Origin of the sequence: Arenibacterium halophilum (genome assembly GCF_005938225.1) — a bacterium.
Lineage (GTDB): Bacteria > Pseudomonadota > Alphaproteobacteria > Rhodobacterales > Rhodobacteraceae > Arenibacterium > Arenibacterium halophilum.
In genome coordinates this window covers 608,106-625,509 of the sequence record NZ_VCPC01000002.1, presented here as the reverse complement: position 1 = coordinate 625,509, position 17,404 = coordinate 608,106, and the positions used below count along the sequence as shown (strand labels likewise).

Annotated in this window: 16 protein-coding genes; 7 read left to right on the top strand and 9 right to left on the bottom strand. The window is 64.3% G+C overall.

The window, feature by feature from the left end:
• Window positions 1–23 precede the first annotated feature (23 nt).
• The gene (locus FGK64_RS09740; RefSeq protein ID WP_138863618.1) at window positions 24–254 is read left to right on the top strand and encodes an N-(5'-phosphoribosyl)anthranilate isomerase; all 231 of its coding nucleotides are present in this window, start codon (window positions 24–26) and stop codon (window positions 252–254) included.
• A gap of 36 nt (window positions 255–290) precedes the next feature.
• On the opposite strand, the gene FGK64_RS09735 is transcribed toward FGK64_RS09740, so the two are convergent.
• Genes FGK64_RS09735 through FGK64_RS09725 form a run of 3 tightly spaced genes read right to left on the bottom strand, consistent with a single transcriptional unit; the run spans window position 291 to window position 3,734 of the window.
• Window positions 291–1,673: a cytochrome P450 gene (locus FGK64_RS09735; RefSeq protein ID WP_138863617.1), complete on the bottom strand. Its 1,383-nt coding sequence runs from the start codon at window positions 1,671–1,673 to the stop codon at window positions 291–293.
• Complete coding sequence (locus tag FGK64_RS09730) at window positions 1,670–2,923, bottom strand: hypothetical protein (protein WP_138863616.1); 1,254 nt, start codon at window positions 2,921–2,923, stop codon at window positions 1,670–1,672. Before FGK64_RS09730 ends, FGK64_RS09735 begins: the two co-directional genes overlap by 4 nt.
• A gap of 58 nt (window positions 2,924–2,981) precedes the next feature.
• Entirely contained in the window at window positions 2,982–3,734 is a 753-nt protein-coding gene (locus FGK64_RS09725; protein ID WP_138863615.1) for a cytochrome c biogenesis CcdA family protein, read from the bottom strand.
• A 103-nt stretch (window positions 3,735–3,837) separates the two neighbouring features.
• On the opposite strand from FGK64_RS09725, the gene FGK64_RS09720 reads away from it, so the two are divergent.
• Window positions 3,838–4,071 carry a sulfurtransferase TusA family protein gene (locus FGK64_RS09720; RefSeq protein WP_138863614.1) on the top strand — a complete coding sequence of 78 codons (234 nt, stop codon included), beginning with the start codon at window positions 3,838–3,840 and terminating at the stop codon, window positions 4,069–4,071.
• Window positions 4,072–4,126: 55 nt separating this feature from the next.
• Here the strand turns inward: FGK64_RS09720 and FGK64_RS09715 are convergent, their stop codons facing one another.
• The 4 genes from FGK64_RS09715 to FGK64_RS09700 all read right to left on the bottom strand — a co-directional run bounded on the left by FGK64_RS09715 (window position 4,127) and on the right by FGK64_RS09700 (window position 10,853).
• Window positions 4,127–6,916 (bottom strand): Rne/Rng family ribonuclease, encoded by a 2,790-nt coding sequence (locus tag FGK64_RS09715; protein ID WP_138863613.1) that lies wholly within the window; start codon window positions 6,914–6,916, stop codon window positions 4,127–4,129.
• A gap of 494 nt (window positions 6,917–7,410) precedes the next feature.
• Window positions 7,411–8,880, bottom strand: coding sequence for a carboxypeptidase M32 (locus tag FGK64_RS09710; RefSeq protein WP_138863612.1), 1,470 nt, complete (start codon window positions 8,878–8,880; stop codon window positions 7,411–7,413).
• Between the two features lies 1 nt (window position 8,881).
• Window positions 8,882–10,030: a heme A synthase gene (ctaA, locus tag FGK64_RS09705; protein ID WP_138863611.1), complete on the bottom strand. Its 1,149-nt coding sequence runs from the start codon at window positions 10,028–10,030 to the stop codon at window positions 8,882–8,884.
• 76 nt (window positions 10,031–10,106) lie between these two features.
• Complete coding sequence (locus FGK64_RS09700) at window positions 10,107–10,853, bottom strand: RNA methyltransferase (protein ID WP_138863610.1); 747 nt, start codon at window positions 10,851–10,853, stop codon at window positions 10,107–10,109.
• Between the two features lie 138 nt (window positions 10,854–10,991).
• On the opposite strand from FGK64_RS09700, the gene FGK64_RS09695 reads away from it, so the two are divergent.
• Window positions 10,992–11,615 (top strand): thiamine phosphate synthase, encoded by a 624-nt coding sequence (locus tag FGK64_RS09695; RefSeq protein WP_138863609.1) that lies wholly within the window; start codon window positions 10,992–10,994, stop codon window positions 11,613–11,615.
• Between the two features lie 4 nt (window positions 11,616–11,619).
• Here FGK64_RS09695 and FGK64_RS09690 read toward each other — a convergent pair whose 3' ends face one another.
• Window positions 11,620–12,666: a HupE/UreJ family protein gene (locus FGK64_RS09690; protein ID WP_342773945.1), complete on the bottom strand. Its 1,047-nt coding sequence runs from the start codon at window positions 12,664–12,666 to the stop codon at window positions 11,620–11,622.
• On the opposite strand from FGK64_RS09690, the gene FGK64_RS09685 reads away from it, so the two are divergent.
• The 4 genes from FGK64_RS09685 to FGK64_RS09670 all read left to right on the top strand — a co-directional run bounded on the left by FGK64_RS09685 (window position 12,653) and on the right by FGK64_RS09670 (window position 16,230).
• The gene (locus FGK64_RS09685) at window positions 12,653–13,534 is read left to right on the top strand and encodes a DUF4198 domain-containing protein (protein WP_246057717.1); all 882 of its coding nucleotides are present in this window, start codon (window positions 12,653–12,655) and stop codon (window positions 13,532–13,534) included. The two genes, FGK64_RS09690 and FGK64_RS09685, sit on opposite strands and share 14 nt — an antisense overlap.
• A 127-nt stretch (window positions 13,535–13,661) precedes the next feature.
• On the top strand, window positions 13,662–14,561 hold the full coding sequence (locus FGK64_RS09680) for a PfkB family carbohydrate kinase (protein WP_138863606.1): 900 nt from the start codon (window positions 13,662–13,664) through the stop codon (window positions 14,559–14,561).
• The gene (locus FGK64_RS09675; protein WP_138863605.1) at window positions 14,558–15,502 is read left to right on the top strand and encodes a pseudouridine-5'-phosphate glycosidase; all 945 of its coding nucleotides are present in this window, start codon (window positions 14,558–14,560) and stop codon (window positions 15,500–15,502) included. Before FGK64_RS09680 ends, FGK64_RS09675 begins: the two co-directional genes overlap by 4 nt.
• A gap of 47 nt (window positions 15,503–15,549) precedes the next feature.
• Complete coding sequence (locus FGK64_RS09670; RefSeq protein ID WP_138863604.1) at window positions 15,550–16,230, top strand: DUF502 domain-containing protein; 681 nt, start codon at window positions 15,550–15,552, stop codon at window positions 16,228–16,230.
• A 3-nt stretch (window positions 16,231–16,233) separates the two neighbouring features.
• Here FGK64_RS09670 and FGK64_RS09665 read toward each other — a convergent pair whose 3' ends face one another.
• The gene (locus tag FGK64_RS09665) at window positions 16,234–17,271 is read right to left on the bottom strand and encodes a patatin-like phospholipase family protein (RefSeq protein ID WP_138863603.1); all 1,038 of its coding nucleotides are present in this window, start codon (window positions 17,269–17,271) and stop codon (window positions 16,234–16,236) included.
• Between the last annotated feature and the right edge of the window lie 133 nt (window positions 17,272–17,404).

Genomic DNA, 17,404 nt, shown 5'->3' with positions numbered 1-17,404 from the left:
CCAACAATCGCCATTGTGGCCGCATGACCCATATTTTGCCACATCTGCCACCGACGATCTGGATGCAACGCATCTTCGAAGCCAAAGCAGCGCGCCAGGGGCAAGTTGTGCGTCGGTCACTCAAGGACATCGACCTTATTGTGGGCCGTGAGGCTTTTCAACGCGAACTGCAAAGACGTGGGTACCATGCTGTGATGAACGGCGATCAGGTCGTGATCTTCTGCAACAATCAACCTATCCGTCTTTGGGTGTGACACCCAAAAGTCTCTTCGAGACTTTTGTCAAAACTTTCAGGGAAAGTTTTCGCCCGCGGTTCTGCGGCTTACGGTCAGCCGGATCCCGTCTCTGGAGCGCACGGTCAGATGTGCAGATGGCACTGGGGGCTTGTGGGGGGCAGACTCAAAGCGGAAATGCTGAACCAGCCGGGCCAGCAGCAATGGCCCTTCAATCATCGCAAACCCTGCGCCGGGGCAGACACGCGCGCCCGCGGAAAAGGGTATGAAGGCGTCGCGACGACAGTATTGGCCATTCTCGGTGCTCCAGCGGCCCGGATCAAAGGCATCCGGCGCATCCCAGAGCCGTTCGTGACGATGCAGATGCCACGGGCTCAGCACCAGTTGCGCTCCCTCAGGGATATCACGACCACGAAACCGTTCCGGGCAGCGTGTTTCGCGTACCATCATCGGCACCGGTGGATAGAGGCGCAGCGTTTCCCGGAAGACATCACGCGATACCCTCAGCCGGCTCACGGCTGCGACGTCCCATATGTCAACCGAAGCGGCCTCTGCGGCGATCTTCTCCTGCCAGTCAGGATGTGTCGCGACAAGGTAAAGCGCCCATGCCAAAGCCGAGGCGCTGGTTTCGTGACCCGCAAGGAAAAAGATCGCCACATGATCGACCATCTCTTCCGTGTCGAACCCCCTCCCGCTGTCCGGGTCACGCAATGTCATGATTTTTGTGGCGAGATCGGCCGGTGCCTGCCCGCTGTCGATCTCATCCTGACGGGTTTCAGTCAACTCGGTAATCAAGGCGCGGATCGCTTGTGCGGCCTTGCGCGCAGACCGGGCGTGAAACCGCGGCATCCAGCGGGGCAGCGGCACAAAAGCGGCCAGGTTCAGCAGCGGCTGACTGCGCTGAAACGCCTGAAACTCGGCGAAGACCTTTGCCGCGACACGGTGCTCGATCGGAATGGAGAACAGCGTGCGAAAGATGACATCCGCTGCCGCGTGGCTTGTCACCGCCTCGATCTCCACCTCATCGGATTTGCAGATCTGCGTCTGCAGCCGCGCAATCGCAGCCTCACTTGCTGCCCACATCGCGCCAAAACTGTCGCGCAGCCGCCCGCCTTCAAACGCAGGGTCGATGATCCGGCGCTGTCGCTTCCAGATTTCACCATTGGTCAGAAACACCGACTGCCCCAAGAGCGGGCGCAGTCCTTCACCGATCCTGTCGGATTTCGGGAAATCTTCGGGGCGTCGTTTCAGCACAAGGTCGATCAGCTCGGGTTGGTTCAAAAGGTAGGACCGGAAGAAAGGCGTGCGAAACTCAGCCATCCAGGCGCGGTACAGCCGCGCCGGTTGAGCCGAAAGGATATCCTGCCGGAACAGCCGCATGTACCGCCACAGAGACACGCGGTCGGGCCGCGATGGCGGTTTGGGGGGCAGCACTGTCATTCCGACCCCATCGACACATGCCCGTTGACGGGTCGCTCAATGCGACTGGCCGAGGGCGCACGGCCATGAAACCGCTGGGACAGGGTCAAAGGCCCCGCAGTGATGCGGAAATAATCGTAATCGCCAGGCCGGTCGAAGGCGCAGAGATATTGGAAATGCAGCCGAAAAAACCGCCAGCGCAGCGCGCGCCAACGCGCCGGAGACAGGGTTTGCGTAAAGGCGGCCGAGATCACCAGAGGCCAGCGTTTGCCCGGCCCCGCCACTCCGCTGACCGCCACCGGATCGCATAGTGCGAAGGAACAGCCATCACCCGGCGCGGTCACGTCGACCCACGTCACGCCGGGCGCCTCGGACAGGTCGCGCAGGTCGCGCCGCAGAGCAAAGGCCTTTGGCAGAAAAGACACCATCGGCACCACCTGCCCCAGCGTCAGAAGCCCCAGTGCCGGGCCGTTTGCGGGCATCCGGCGGCATCGATGAAGATTGGCCAGCATCTGCACCGCCAGATGCGCACCAGATGAGTGGCCGACCACCAGGACCTCGTCCACATTCCCGGTCAGCGCCTTTGCGACACGTTCGCCGAACTCGGCCAGACGGCGATCTAGCTCGGGCGGATTGGCCCCACCCAGCTGCGCGGTAAAGGCGTAATCGTGCATCAGGTAGTAGGCAAAGACCCGGCCATCATGGGACTTGCACCAGCGCAGTATACCAAGGCCCGCGGCAAGTCCGATCGCCCAGGCCATACCGCTGATCAACACCCCGTCCGGGGCGGCGCGCGCAAGACTTGCACTGATCCCCAGCGCAACCGCCACCGCAAGCACTGCTTGCCCCAGCAACATCGCAACCGGGTAGAGTGCAGCGATCACAGGCCCCTTGCGCAGCCGCATAAGCCGCCACAGCGCGCCCGTGGCGAAATAGGTCCACGCGGTGCGACAGAGCTGCCAGTAGGTCGACGGGATCGAGCCCGACATGCTGTGGCGAACGATATCGGACCAGACCAGCACCTCGAACTTCGTGTTCACTTCTGACCCGTCGATCTGTGCCGCGACTTGCCAGCCGAATGTGCCCGGATCACCTCCCGATGACAGAACAAGATCATAGCCGGAGATCGCCGCCTGCGCGGCCCCTTCGCTTCGGTACAACTCGCGGTAGCGGCGTGGCGGAACCGGATCGAATCCGGGGATATAGAACACAGTACGGCGTCGCACAGATGCGCCGCTGACTGCTGCCTGTTCTGCCTCGTCGCTGCCCATGTCTGCCCTCGCCTTCGCGGCGCAGCTTAGGCCGGGGTGCGCGACTTCGGCAAGGCGATCATCCCAGTGTTGCCAGCGCGGGGAAGGTTTCCAGCAACCACCAGGAAAAGGCCGAAAACGCCCCTGTGATCAGCGCGATCCCCACCACCAGCAACAGAATGCCCATGATCTTTTCGATCAGCCCCATGTGTCGCTTCAGCCGGTTCATCACCGCCATCGACCGGGTCAGAAACAGCGCCGCCAGCAGGAAAGGAATGCCCAGACCCGCGGCATAGACGCCCAGCAGAACGGTTCCCCGCGCGACCGAGGCCTCAGAGGCCGCCAGCGACAGGATCGCGCCCAGTTGCGGCCCGATGCAAGGCGTCCAACCAAAGGCAAATGCCAACCCCAGCAGATAGGCGCCAAAGGCCGACCCGCCCGCATCGCCCGCGTCGATCCGCGCCTCCCGGTCGAGAAATGGAATGCGGAAAACCCCTAGGAAATGCAGGCCGAAAATGATCACCACCGCGCCCGAAACCTTGGCGAACAGCTCCTGATTTTGCAGCACGAAAGCGCCGAAAACAGAAGCCGTGAAGCCGAGCAGAAGAAAGACGGTCGACAGCCCCAGCACAAAGAACAGCGCCGCCAGCCCCGCCTTGCGCCGGGCCCTGCCCCCGCCTTCCATCTCGCCCAGAGACACCCCGCTCATATATGCGAGGTAGGGCGGCACGATGGGCAGCACGCAGGGCGACAGAAAGCTGATGACGCCAGCCACCAGCGCCACAAGCATCGCGGGCACAAGCCCGGCGTCCATGATCTCGATTCCGAACATATCGACTGACTTATGCCATCAGCAGGGCGCGGTCACCTCCTAGCCGGGCACCGGCGGTCACAACCTTGTGGACAGGGTGTAACAACAGGATTATCCCGACCTCATGGATGATGCCGAGCAGACATTGGATGCCACGGGGCTGCTGTGCCCCCTGCCCGTACTGAAAGCGCGCAAGCGGTTGAAATCGCTTTCTGACGGCGCGTGCCTTCGGGTGCTGGCCGACGATCCCGCGGCAATCATCGACATTCCCCATTTTTGCGCCGAAGCCGGACATGCGCTGGTGTCGCAGGGCGAAGACGGCGCGCACCAGGTCTATGTGATCCGCAAAGGCGGCTGAACGCAAAACGCGCGCCGGTTGGCGCGCGTCTGCATCTTGTCATTTTCAGCCCGGCCTATTTGGCGCCAAGCGACCACCATCCCCGGCGTTTCGGCTTGGGCGCCTCATCCGCCTCGGCCGGAACAGGCTCGGGTTCCGGGGCCGCGACCGGCTCGGGCGCAGCTTCTGCGACCGGCTCCGGCGTGGCCTCTGCTTCGGGGGCGGTTTCGGGCTCTGGCGTCACCTCTGCTGTCTGGGCCTCTGCTGGCTCGGGTGAAACCTCTGCCGCCGGTGTCTCGACCGGTTCGGGAGCCGCTTCTACGGCAGGAGCCTCGGCAGTTTCAGGCGCGGTGGCAGATTTCACCTCGGGTGCGGCTTCGGCTGTTGCTTCGGGCGCAGCCTCGGCCTCGGCAACGGCTTTCGCGGTCTTCGAGCGTGACGAACTGCGGGTCCGCTTGACCTTCGGCTTCTCCTCGGCGGGCGCGTCCTCGGCAGGTGCGTCTGCTGCAGATGGTTCGGCACCCTCTGCAACCTCGGCTTCTTTCGCCTTGGACTTAGACGACCGCGACCGGGACGACCGAGAGCGTTTGGCGGGCTTGGGCGCCTCTTCTTCCGCCTCGGGGGCGGCGTCAGCGACGACGGGATCGGCGGCAGCCTCGGCTTCGGCAGCAGGCGCTTCATCCGGCTCGCTGTCGTCGGTGTCACCATTTTCGCCGTTGTCACCAGTGTCGCCATCGCTGTCCGAGGACGATTTGCTGCGACGCCGACGCCGACGGCGCTTGCGCTTGGGCTTGGTTTCGCCATCGGCCTCGGGCGTCTCCGCCTGCGGGGCCTCGGGCGCCTCTTCGGCCTCGACCGTGTCGTCCTCTTCCTCGTCAAGATCGCTCATCAGCGCGGCATTGGCCGACACCACCGGCGCGGTGGACACAGGGATCGACCGCGAGGCCGTCTTGAACTTCTCGAGCGAGAAATCCGGGCTGACCAGATGCGGGTCGCCTTCGATGCGGACGGACATGCCATAGCGCGCCTCGATCTGGGCGATATGTTCGCGCTTCTGGTTCATCAGGAAGTTGGCGATGCCCACCGGGCATTTCACCAGCACCTCGCGCGAGCGGCGGCGCGTGCCTTCTTCTTCGACCTGACGCAGGATCGACAGCGCCATGTTGTCGTCCGAGCGGATCAGACCGGTGCCGTGGCAGGCAGTACAGGGCTGGGTTGTCGCCTCGATCATGCCGGGGCGCAAACGCTGGCGGCTCATCTCCATCAGGCCGAAGCCGGAAATCCGGCCCACCTGGATGCGCGCCCGGTCGGTTTTCAGCCGGTCCTTCATGCGTTTTTCGACCGAGGCGTTATTCTTGCGCTCGTCCATGTCGATGAAATCGATCACGATCAGGCCCGCAAGGTCGCGCAGACGCAGCTGGCGTGCCACTTCGTCAGCGGCTTCAAGGTTGGTCTTGAGCGCGGTTTCCTCGATCGAGCCTTCCTTGGTCGCCCGGCCCGAGTTCACGTCGATCGCCACAAGCGCCTCGGTCACGCCGATCACGATGTACCCGCCCGATTTCAGCTGAACCGTCGGGTTGAACATGCCCGCCAGATAGCTTTCGACCTGGTAGCGCGCGAACAACGGCAGGGTTTCGTTGTACAGCTTCACGTTCTTCGCGTGGGACGGCATGATCATTTTCATGAAGTCCTTGGCGATGCGATAGCCGCGCTCGCCCTCGACGAACACTTCGTCGATGTCGCGGTTGTACAGATCGCGGATCGACCGTTTGATCAGGTCGCCCTCTTCATAGATCTTCGTCGGCGCGATGGATTTCAGCGTGAGTTCGCGGATCTGCTCCCACAGGCGCAGCAGGTATTCGTAATCGCGCTTGATCTCGGCCTTGGTGCGTTTCGCACCGGCGGTGCGCACGATCAGCCCCGCGCCGGTCGGCACGTCGATCTCGCTGGCGATTTCCTTTAGCTTTTTGCGGTCGGCGGCATTGGTGATCTTGCGCGAAATTCCTCCACCACGGGCGGTGTTCGGCATCAGCACGCAGTAGCGGCCCGCGAGGCTGAGGTACGTGGTCAGAGCCGCGCCCTTGTTGCCGCGCTCTTCCTTGACCACCTGCACCAGCAGAACCTGGCGCACCTTGATGACTTCCTGAATCTTATACCGGCGCGGGCGCGGTTTGCGCGGCGGCCGCAGGTCTTCCGGGTCATCCTCGTCGGCGACGGATTCGATGGTCGAATCCTTGTCGGACGCGCTGGCCGCGGCACCGTCGTCTTCGATATCCTGGTCGTCATCGTGCTTGGCCTTGTCGGCCTCGGCGCTTTCGTCCTGCACCGGCGAAGCATCGGCTTCGGCCTCGGACTGGGGCTCGACAGCCGCAGAGGTTTCGTCTTCGGCAGGGGCGTCGCCATCGCTCAGATCGATGGTTTCCATGCCGTTGATTTCGGTCTCGACCTCGCGGGTTTCCACCGCGTCGTCAGACGTGACCGCAGAGGCGCTGGATTTCGAACGCGAGCGCGACCGCGAGCGGCTTTTGCTCTTGGGCTTGTCTTCGTCGCCCTCTTCGCGGGCCTGCTGGGCCTCGGCGTAAGCGCGCTCTTCCTCCATCAGGGCCTGACGGTCGGCGATCGGAATCTGGTAGTAATCCGGGTGGATTTCCGAAAACGCCAGGAACCCATGGCGATTTCCGCCATAGTCGACAAAAGCCGCCTGAAGCGACGGTTCGACCCGCGTTACCTTTGCAAGGTAGATGTTGCCGGCAAGCTGCCGTTTGTTCTCGGATTCAAAATCGAACTCCTCGACCTTGTTTCCGTCCACCACCACGACGCGGGTCTCTTCCGCGTGGGTGGCATCGATAAGCATTTTCTTCGACATGTGTCCTTGATGCACGACCGCAATCGCGTGCGCCCTGGTGGACGGGCGCGGTTGGGGAAGTGTCTTGAAAGGGCGATATCCGACGGCGCGCGGCAAGGTGCGGTCGTCCGCCCCCCTGCTCGTGATCTCACTGTCTGCGCGCGCGTCATCGCGGTTCTGCTCCGACAGACGGGAGTGATCCACGCCTGCCCATTTTTTCCTTCGGCCCGCAGATTTCCCGCTGGTCGAAGGTACTCCACTGGCGCCGATAAACGGTACCAAATCAGCCTGTCCGGAGGTGCCGGTTGTCCTACACCCTGACCGGACAGCGAAACTCATGCGGCCGTCACCAATTGGTGTTCTTGCCGTTCATCTACTTAATGCCAGAGTTATGGCAAATACAATGGGCATTCGCGACACCCGCCCCCGGTTTCGCCGGAAACGAGTTTAAATCGGGTTAAATTCTACCAAAACGTGAATGGGCCGGCGGGAAGGCCGCCAGCCCCTGGGGGAATTCAAACCTCGTAGATCGCGTTGAATTTCGCTTCAAGATAGTCCAGCAGGGGCGCTTCCGACACGTCGTGGCCATAGGCGCGTTCGATCAGGTCGCGCGGCGCGTAAAGCCCGCCGTGGCATTGCACATTTTCCGCCAGCCAGGCCGTTGCGCCGCTGGTGTCACCCGCTGCCAGCTGGGTATCCAGATCGGGCACCGCGCGGCGCAACGCCTCGTGCAGGCACCCCGCGTAGACGTTGCCAAGGCTGTAGGTTGGAAAGTAGCCAAACAGCCCGACCGACCAATGCACATCTTGCAGGCAACCGTTCGAGGGTTTGTCGACCCCATAGCCAAAATCGGCGGCGAACCTGTCATTCCAAGCCGCTTCCAGCTCGGTGACCTGCAAATCGCCCGCCATCAACGCGCGTTCCAGATCGTAGCGCAGCATGATGTGCAGATTGTATTGCACCTCGTCCGCCTCGGTGCGGATATGGCCTTTGGCAACCCTGTTCACCGCAGCGTAGAAGGCATCGGCATCGGCCACACCGAAATCTCCAAAGGCGGCTTTCATTTCGGTAAACAGCCAGCCGGTGAAGGCACGGCTGCGGCCCAGCTGGTTTTCGTAGATCCGGCTCTGGCTTTCATGCACGCCCATCGACACGCCCTGCCCCAGCGGGGTCAGCGCATAGTCGGGCGCGATGTTCTGCTCATAGGTGGCGTGGCCGACCTCGTGTATCGTGGAATAAAGGCAATTGAACGGGTCATGCCCGTTGGTGCGCGTGGTGATGCGCACATCAGATCCGCTGCCCGAGCTGAACGGATGTACCGCCTTGTCGACGCGACCGCGCGACATGTCATATCCGAACACCTTGGCGACGCGCCGGGCCAGTTGCATCTGGGCCTGTTCGTCGAAATGCCCCGTCACGCCGCGTGGCGAGGATTGCGCCAGCACCGCCGCGCGCAGCGCCACCAGGCGCGGGCGCATGGCATCAAACAGGGCCGAGATCTCGACCGCTGTCATGCCCGGTTCGTAATCGTCCAGCATCGCGTCATAGACATCGCCACCGTTCGCCAGCGCCGCGCCTTCCTGACGTTTCAGCGCGACGACCTGCTCCAGCACCGGCAGGAAGGCGGCCACATCTTCGTCGGCCCGGGCCTGTGCCCAGAGCCCCTGCGCCTGCGAGGTGACGCGGGCGATCTGCTTTGCCAGATCGGCGGGCACCTTGTTGGCGCGTTCAAACGCGCGGCGGATGTCGCGCAGCTGCGCCTCGCCTGCCGCGTCCGGGGCTTGTGCCGTTTCCAGCAAGTCGCCCACCCGGGCCGAACTGCGCCGCTCGTGCAGCACGGATTCCATCGCCGCCATTTCCTCGGACCGCTGGCCCGCCGCGCCGCGCGGCATCACGGTTTCCTGGTCCCACCCCAGTCGGCCTGCAACCTGCGCCAGCGCCGAGGTTTCGCGCTGATACGCCATGAGCTGTTCGAAATCGGTCATGTCACCGCTCCCTGATCGAGGTTGCAACCGGATAGGCCGCCATGAACCGCGCCCGCAGGATCAGAACCCACAGGATCACGGCCACGAGTTGATGGGTGATCGCGACGTGCAGCTGCGCCTCGTAAAGCACCGTCATGATGCCCAGCGCGACCTGCACCGCGAGCGCGGCAAAGGCGGCGGTAAAGGCAAAGCGCGTCGCGGGATTGGCGCTGCGTCGCCCTTTCAACAAGGCCACGATGCCAAAAATGAACAAAAGGTAGCCCGCGCAACGGTGGATGAATTGCACCAGACCCGGGCTTTCAAACAGGTTGCGCCACAGCGGCACCTCGGGGAAGGCGTTCGGCGGGAAGAATTGCCCCGCCATGAGTGGCCAGTCGTTGTAAGTGCGACCGGCGTCGATGCCCGCCACCAGCGCGCCGATGAGTATTTGCAGAATGGCGAAATGCATAAGGCCCGTACCAAGGCCGAACAGCCTTGTTTCGCGCCCGCGGCGGGCCTGCATCAGGTCACGCTCGGTGCGGCCCAGGAGGAAGACATACCACGCGATGAAGCCAAGGATCGCGAAGGCCAGGCCAAGGTGCGTTGCGAGCCGGTAGCTGGCCACGGTTGTCACGCCTTCGCCCTGGGTCACGCCCGAGGCGACCATCCACCAGCCGATCGCACCCTGCGCCCCACCAAGCGCGCCGATCCACAGCAGCCGCCCTGTCCAGCCGACGGGGATTTGCCGCGCAATCAGGAATCCGAGGAACCCCACGGCCCAGATCACGCCGATCACCCGGCCCAGCTGGCGGTGCGACCATTCCCACCAGTAGATCTGTTTGAAATCAGATAGCTCCATCCAGGCATGTTGCAGCTGAAACTGGTCGATCTGCTTGTATTTCTCGAATTCCGATTGCCAGTCGGCTTCGTTCATCGGGGGCAGCGCGCCTGTCACGGGGCGCCATTCGGTGATCGACAGCCCGCTGTCAGTCAGCCGGGTCAGCCCACCCACCACGATCATCGCGACGACCAGCGCGAAGAGCACCATCAGCCAGACCCGGATGCCGCGCCGCGCGCCGGTGCGGCCGCGGTCGATGATGCCAGTCTGCGGCTCGGGCCGGGTTAGGGTGGTCTCGCCGACCTCTTCGAAGATGCTGCGCTTGCCGCTCATAAAGACCTCTTGCTTGTATTTCGGCCGTCTGGCTGGGGCAGAACCTAGGCGCGGCCCTGCCGGGCGTCCAGCGCGATCACTGGTCCTTGTCCTTCCAGCGGACCATCTGCCGCAGCACCCCGTGCAGCATCCGCACATCCACCTGCGTCAGCGGCATCCGCGACCAGAGGTTGCGCAGGTTCTGCTTCATCGACTGGGCCTTGTGGTCTGGAAAGAAGAACCCGGCCTGTTCGAGCGCGTCCTCGTAGTGATCGCCCAGCGCCGCGATCTCGGCGCCGTTTGCCCAGTCGGTCTTGCCCAGCGTGACGGTTTCATCGGCGTGTGTGCCCGCCTGCCGCATCCATTCGTACCCCACCAGCAATGCGCATTGCGCCAGATTCAGCGAGGCGAAGACCGGGTTCACCGGGACCGAGATGATGGCGTTGGCGCGCGCGATTTCGTCATTTTCGAGCCCGGCGCGCTCCGGCCCGAACAGCACGGCGACCCGTTCGCCGGCCTCCAGCTTTTCGCGCGCCACCTGCATCGCGCGTTCGGGGCTGAACACCGTCTTGGTCAGCCCGCGCGGCCGCGCCGTGGTGGCCATCACATAGGTGCAATCGGCCAGCGCCTCGGGCACATCGGTGTAGACCTGCGCCTCGTCCAGCAGCCGCCCGGCGCCGCTGGCCATCACGACCGCCTTTTCGTTGGGCCAGCCATCGCGCGGGGCGACCACGCGCATCCTGTCCAGCCCGAAATTCCACATGGCCCGCGCCGCCGCGCCGATGTTTTCGCCCATCTGCGGACGCACAAGCACGAAAGCGGGCTGTTTCTGATCGGTTGGCATGGACGGACCCCGGGCTTTGGCAACGCGCTTCCTCTAAGGTGCGCGCGTCCAGCGTGCAAGGCGCGCCCGTCGCGGTTTGGCTTTGCAGGCGCGCCCATATCCGCTAGAGGGGGCCGCGAAACGCCTGGGATATGCACCATGACCGCGCCGGAACAGCCGCAACTTTATCTTGTCACGCCCCCTGCTTTCGAGCTGGAGCCCTTTGCAGCGCAGCTGGCCGCCGTGCTGGACAGCACCGCGATCGCCTGCCTGCGTCTGAGCATGGCCACCCGCGACGAGGATGACATCGCTCGCGCCGCCGACACGCTGCGCGAGGTGGCCCATGCCCGCGACGTGGCGCTGGTGGTGGCGGACCATACTCTGCTGGCACAGCGGCTGGGGCTGGACGGCGTGCACCTTAGCGATGCCGCCCGTTCTGTGCGTGCCGCACGCAAGACGCTGGGGCCGGACGCGATTGTCGGCGCCTTCTGCGGCGCCTCGCGTCACGACGGGATGAGCGCGGGCGAAGCCGGGGCCGATTACATCAGCTTTGGCCCCGTGGGCGACAGCGCGCTGGATGATGGCACGCGCGCCGAGCCGGACCTGTTCCAGTGGTGGTCGGAAATGATCGAAGTGCCCGTGGTGGCCGAGGGCAACCTGACCCCCGAGCGCGTTGCCGAGCTTGCACCGGTCACCGATTTCTTCGGCATCGGGACCGAAATCTGGGGATCGGACACGCCCGAAAAGGCGCTGGCCGAGTTGCTGGCGCCACTGGCGGGTTAAGGCACTACAGGAACACCCGCTCCACCACCCACCAGACGCCCACTGCCGCAATCGCACAGGATGCCGGGATCGCGATGCGCGCCCGGTACCACGGCTTGTCGCGGAACCATGCCCCAACGGCCAGAAACGCCAGCGCGATCACGGTCAGCTGGCCCAATTCGACGCCAATGTTGAACCCCAGAAGTGCAGGCACGAACTGCCCCGCTGGCAGGCCGAAATCGCCCAGCACGCTGGCAAAGCCCAACCCGTGCAACAGACCGAAACAGAAAATCACCACCGGTCGCCAACGGTGCAGCCGCGAGGTCATCACGTTTTCCACCGCGACATAGACGATCGAGGCGGCGATCAGTGGTTCGACAATCGCGCCGGGCACACGGACCCAGCCCATCGCCCCCAGCGCCAGCGTCACCGTATGCGCCAGCGTGAAGGCGCTGACCTGCCACAGCAGCGGCCGCAGCCGCGTGGACAGGAAAAACAACCCCAGGACGAATAGAATGTGATCCAGCCCCTTGGGCAGAATATGATCGAACCCCACCGGGATATAGCTGACGAATGTGGCCCAACCGCCCAGCGCCGCGCCGCCATCTACCGGGATCGGCGGGCTTTGCGTGCCCCCCGTCAGCAAGCCGGTAAAGGGCTCATCCACGCCCTGCTGGCGCAATACCAGCTCTCCGGCGCCCTGCGGCCAGGTCAGCCGAAGGTCGCCCGCCCCCGGCGGCGCGATGCCTTCCAGCGTCAGAATGGTCGGGCGAACAAATGTGACATCGCCCACCTCATCGGCCGCGACCGAACCGAGCCCTAGTGGCACCGGCGTGCCGTCGATCGTCAGATCAAGCCGGTCCAGCCATGGCCCGGACCATTCCGTGATCTCTGCCTGCAACGCCTCGGGCGGCAAGGCACGCAGGGCGTCATAGCGGGCGGCCGCGTCGGACGAATCGGTTTCGGCAACATGATCCAGATCGACGCCGGCGACAAACGCCTCGGCCGTCATGCGCAGCACCAGCTCGACCCGGCCCTCGGCCACCGTCAGATCGCCGATGGTCGGAATCACCTCATGCGCCCGCACCGGCAATGCCGCCAACATTGCCAAGATCGCCAGCCAGCCTATTCTTGCCCTCATGCGCCCCTGTCTCTCTCTTGCCATTGTTGTCGCGGCCATCCTGTCATGCCTGCCGGCCCTTGCCCATGAGTTCTGGATTTCACCAGAAGACTATCGCGTCGCGCCCGGTGCGCCGCTGGTGGCGCACCTGCGCAACGGGCAATCCTTCAAAGGCGCCCCTCTGGCGTATTTCAGCACGAAAACCGCCCGGTTCGAGCTGATTCAGGGGGCAAATACGGAACCGGTTAAATCGCGCATGGGCGATATTCCGGCCCTGTCCACCACCGCGCCGCCCAGTTCGGGGTTGCTGGTGATCCTGCATGTAACCCGGCCTGCACGGGTCACCTATGCCGAGATGGCGACATTCCAGTCCTTCGTCGCGCACAAGGACCTTGCCGTCTCCGCCGCCGATCATGCGGCCCGCGGTCTGCCCGAATCGGATTTCACCGAAAGTTACCGCCGTTTTGCCAAGGCATTGGTGGCCGTAGGCGATGGGGCCGGTGCCGACCAGCCGACCGGCATGGAAACCGAATTCGTCGCGCTGACCAACCCCTATGCCGACCATGACGGAACAGTGCGTCTGCGCCTGCTTTATCAAGGCAAATCTCGCGGTAATGCGCAGGTCGAACTGTTCGACAAGGCCCCCGATGGGACGGTCACAACCACCCTTTACCGAACAGATGCGCAAGGCATCGTTACCCTGCCCGTCACCCCCGGGCACAGCTACCTTGCCGATGCCGTCGTCCTGCGCCCCGCGCCCCCGGGTGGCGACATCGTTTATGAAAGCCTCTGGGCCGCGATGACCTTCGCAGTTCCCTAGTCAAGCCCGCGCCAAACGCCCAACCGCGGCGCCCGGAGGGCGGCGCCAGCATCAAGTGCGCCGCAAGGCGCGCGATTCAGGTCGAGGCCACCTTGTCCACGGCCCGAAATGGCGGCACAAACGGCGAATGACATCGCCCGCTTCCTCCTCTGTCCTCTGCATCGGCTCCGTCCTCTGGGATGTGATCGGCCGCACCGCCAGCCACATGCGGCAAGGCGCCGACGTGCCCGGCCGCATCAGCCGCCTGCCCGGCGGCGTCGCGCTGAACATCGCGATGACGCTGGCGCGCTTTGGTCTGCGGCCCGTCCTGCTCAGCGCCGTGGGCCGCGACGCGGAAGGCGACGAACTGGTCGCCGCCTGCGCCGCCATGGGCATGGACACGACGCATCTCTACCGATCGGATGACCTGCCGACCGATCGCTACATGGCGGTCGAAGGTGCCAACGGGCTGATCGCGGCGATTGCCGATGCGCATTCGCTGGAAGCGGCGGGCGACAAGATCCTGCGCCCGCTGGACAACGGCGCGCTTGGCAGCCCAGAAGCCCCTTTTACCGGCACCGTCGCGCTGGATGGCAACCTGACGCAGGCGCTGCTGGAAACCATCGCCCGCAGTCCGTCTTTCGCCCGCGCCGACCTGCGCGTGGCGCCAGCCTCGCCTGGCAAGGCGGCGCGGCTTCTGCCCCTGCTGCCGCACCCGAGCAGCACGCTTTACGTCAACCTCGAAGAGGCCGGGCTGCTGTGCCAGGCTGAGTTTGCCGATACCGAAACCGCCGCCGCCGGGCTGCTGGCGCGGGGCGCGCGCCGCGTGCTGGTGACCGATGGCGGGCGCAGCGCATCAGATGCCGATGCGCAGGGCTGCATCAGCCGCGAACCGCCCCGGGTTCTAGTCACCCGCGTGACCGGCGCGGGCGATACCTTCATGGCGGCCCACATCGCTGCCGAACGCGACGGCGCCGACCGCACCACCGCGCTGGAACGCGCGCTTCAGGCCGCCGCGCGCTACGTATCAGGAGAGACCCCGCTGTGATCGCCCTTGCCCATTCGCCCGAGGTCGCCGAGGCGCTGGATCAGAACCGCCCCGTCGTCGCGCTGGAAAGCACCATCATCACCCACGGGATGCCCTATCCGCAGAACGTCGCCACCGCGCGCGCCGTGGAAACCGACATCCGCGACCAGGGCGCGGTGCCTGCCACCATCGCAGTGCTTGACGGCACCCTGCACATCGGGCTGACCGACGACCAGCTGGATACGCTGGGTCAGGCGAAGGGCGTCGCCAAGCTGTCGCGCGCCGATTTCGCCGCCTGCCTTGCCAGTGGCGGCACCGGCGCCACCACCGTTGCCGCCACGATGATCGCCGCGCGGCTGGTGGGCATCCATGTCTTTGCGACCGGCGGCATCGGCGGCGTTCACAGGGGCGCGGAAACCACCTTCGACATCTCGGCCGATCTGCATGAACTGGCGCAGACCGCCGTTACCGTCGTCGCCGCCGGGCCCAAGGCTATCCTCGACACCGCCAAGACACTAGAGGTGCTGGAAACGCTGGGCGTTCCCGTCATCGCCTACGGGCAAGACGAGGTGCCCGCCTTCTGGTCTGCGCGTTCGCCTTTTCCGGCGCCCCTGCGCATGGACACCCCGGCCGAGATCGCCCGCGCCCACCTGATGCGCGCCGCCCTTGGTGTGCCCGGCGGCCAATTGATCGCAAATCCGGTCCCCCTGCCCGACGAGATCGCCGCCGAAACCCTGGCACCCATCATCGCGCAGGCCCAGTCCGATGCCGATATTCAGGAAATCGCAGGCAAGGCGGTCACCCCCTTCCTGCTGCAACGCATTTTCGATCTGACCGATGGCCGCTCGCTTGCCGCCAATATTGCGCTGGTGCGCAACAACGCCCGCCTTGCTGCGCAAATTGCCATCGCCATTAACGATTCCTTGCAATCGCGAAGGACTTCGACGCCCGAGCCATTGTAAGCGGCCCGGGATGTGCATAGTTTGCGCCCGGAGCAAGCGGACGAACGATGAACACCCCATTTGATGAAGAACCACAACGGCGCACCCCGCGCCGCTTCGGACGCCTGCGGGCGTCCTTCCTGACCGGTCTGGTTGTCATCGCGCCCGTGGGCCTGACCATCTGGCTGATCTGGACGGTGATCGGCTGGATCGACGGGGTCGTCCTGCCGCTGGTGCCGCATCAGTTCCGGCCCGAGCAATATATCGGCATCAACCTGCGTGGTGTCGGCGTCATCATCTTCCTTGTCTTCACCATTGTCGTCGGGTGGATTGCCAAGGGGCTGATCGGGCGCTCGCTGATCCGCTATGGCGAAAGCCTTGTCGACAGGATGCCAGTGGTGCGGTCGATCTATTCCGGGATCAAGCAGATCTCGGAAACCGTGTTTGCCCAATCGGAACGCTCGTTCGAAAAGGCCTGTCTGATCCAGTACCCGCGCAAGGGCATATGGGCCATTGGCTTTGTCTCGACCACCGCAAAGGGTGAAATCTCGAGCCGGGCCGAAACGAGCGGCGCGCTGATGAGCATCTTCGTTCCCACGACTCCCAACCCCACGTCGGGCTTTCTTCTGTTCTTCCCCAAGGAAGACGTGATCGAACTGGACATGAGTGTGGAAGACGCGGCCAAGCTGGTGATTTCGGCTGGTCTGGTTTACCCTAACGGCAAGGATCCGACGCGCCCGCCCGAATAAGCGCTAGCCGTACATCGTTTCCAGATCGACGGTGCTGCGCTTGCCCAGATCGTCGCGGTGGTTGCTGAGAAAGCCATCCATCGCACGGCGCCCCGCCTCTTTCAGGCGGTTCAGAACCAGCGGGTTCGGCATCAGCTTGGTTGCCACGGACAGCGCATTCATCAGCTCGTCATCGTCGATCATATGCACCAGAACCCGGCTCATCCGGCCCGAAGGCAGATCGCCGTGGTCCAACAACCGCTGAACAAAGTTGATGGCGCGCAATTCGCGCAACAGCGAAGAGTTGAAGCTGATTTCGTTGATCCGGTTCTGAATCTGCTGTGGCGTGCGCGGGATCATGTCACGCTCCAGCGGGTTGATGTTCACGATCAGCACGTCGTCGGGCAGGTTGCTGTTGAACAGCGGGAACAGCGCAGGGTTCCCGGTATAACCGCCGTCCCAATAGGCCTCGGTCCGGCCGGTTTCGGGATCGTCAATTTCGACCGCGCGGAACATGGTCGGCAGACAGGCCGAGGCCATGATCGCATCGCTGCTCAGCTCGTCCCCGCTGAAGATGCGAATCTTGCCGGTGCGCACACGCGTGGCGCAGATATATAGCGGCGGGCCGTCATGGTGGCATATCTTGTCGAATTCAAAGGCCTCGACGATCGGCTTCAGCGGATTGGCGTAGAACGGCCCCGTGGCATAGGGCGACACCATCCGCGCCCAGGCGTCGGCCAGAAAATAGGCCGGCGAATATTCCATGCTGCGCGCCAGCGGGCCGGTCGCGACCCACGCCATCCACTTGCTTAGAAAATCATCCTCGACCGCGCCCACGCGCGTCCACAGATCGTCCAGCGCCGCACGCGCGCCATCACGCCCGCCGCCGACCAAACCGGCTTTCAGGGCCGCCCCGTTCAACGCCCCCGCCGAGGTGCCTGTGATGCCCGAAATCTCGATCCCGTCGTCGTCCAGCAGGCGATCCAGCGCGCCCCAGGTAAAGGCGCCATGCGCCCCGCCGCCTTGCAGGGCCAGATTGATGCGTTTCACGTTGCGGGCCATGACCGGATCCTTATGTGGGCACTCCTCACCACCTAGGCGCTGCGAGCACGTGTGACCAGCGGCACAATGCCGCGCCGCAGCATTACTCGCCATCATCTCGATCATGTGAATGGCCCGTGCGCGACCGCTTGGG

Excerpts from the sequence above, each read along its gene's own strand:
- FGK64_RS09740 (WP_138863618.1), top strand. The coding sequence starts at position 24 with ATGACCCATATTTTGCCACATCTGCCACCGACGATCTGGATGCAACGC.
- FGK64_RS09735 (WP_138863617.1), bottom strand. The coding sequence starts at position 1,673 with ATGACAGTGCTGCCCCCCAAACCGCCATCGCGGCCCGACCGCGTGTCT.
- FGK64_RS09730 (WP_138863616.1), bottom strand. The coding sequence starts at position 2,923 with ATGGGCAGCGACGAGGCAGAACAGGCAGCAGTCAGCGGCGCATCTGTG.
- FGK64_RS09725 (WP_138863615.1), bottom strand. The coding sequence starts at position 3,734 with ATGTTCGGAATCGAGATCATGGACGCCGGGCTTGTGCCCGCGATGCTT.
- FGK64_RS09720 (WP_138863614.1), top strand. The coding sequence starts at position 3,838 with ATGGATGATGCCGAGCAGACATTGGATGCCACGGGGCTGCTGTGCCCC.
- FGK64_RS09715 (WP_138863613.1), bottom strand. The coding sequence starts at position 6,916 with ATGTCGAAGAAAATGCTTATCGATGCCACCCACGCGGAAGAGACCCGC.
- FGK64_RS09710 (WP_138863612.1), bottom strand. The coding sequence starts at position 8,880 with ATGACCGATTTCGAACAGCTCATGGCGTATCAGCGCGAAACCTCGGCG.
- ctaA (WP_138863611.1), bottom strand. The coding sequence starts at position 10,030 with ATGAGCGGCAAGCGCAGCATCTTCGAAGAGGTCGGCGAGACCACCCTA.
- FGK64_RS09700 (WP_138863610.1), bottom strand. The coding sequence starts at position 10,853 with ATGCCAACCGATCAGAAACAGCCCGCTTTCGTGCTTGTGCGTCCGCAG.
- FGK64_RS09695 (WP_138863609.1), top strand. The coding sequence starts at position 10,992 with ATGACCGCGCCGGAACAGCCGCAACTTTATCTTGTCACGCCCCCTGCT.
- FGK64_RS09685 (WP_246057717.1), top strand. The coding sequence starts at position 12,653 with ATGGTCGGAATCACCTCATGCGCCCGCACCGGCAATGCCGCCAACATT.
- FGK64_RS09680 (WP_138863606.1), top strand. The coding sequence starts at position 13,662 with ATGACATCGCCCGCTTCCTCCTCTGTCCTCTGCATCGGCTCCGTCCTC.
- FGK64_RS09670 (WP_138863604.1), top strand. The coding sequence starts at position 15,550 with ATGAACACCCCATTTGATGAAGAACCACAACGGCGCACCCCGCGCCGC.
- FGK64_RS09665 (WP_138863603.1), bottom strand. The coding sequence starts at position 17,271 with ATGGCCCGCAACGTGAAACGCATCAATCTGGCCCTGCAAGGCGGCGGG.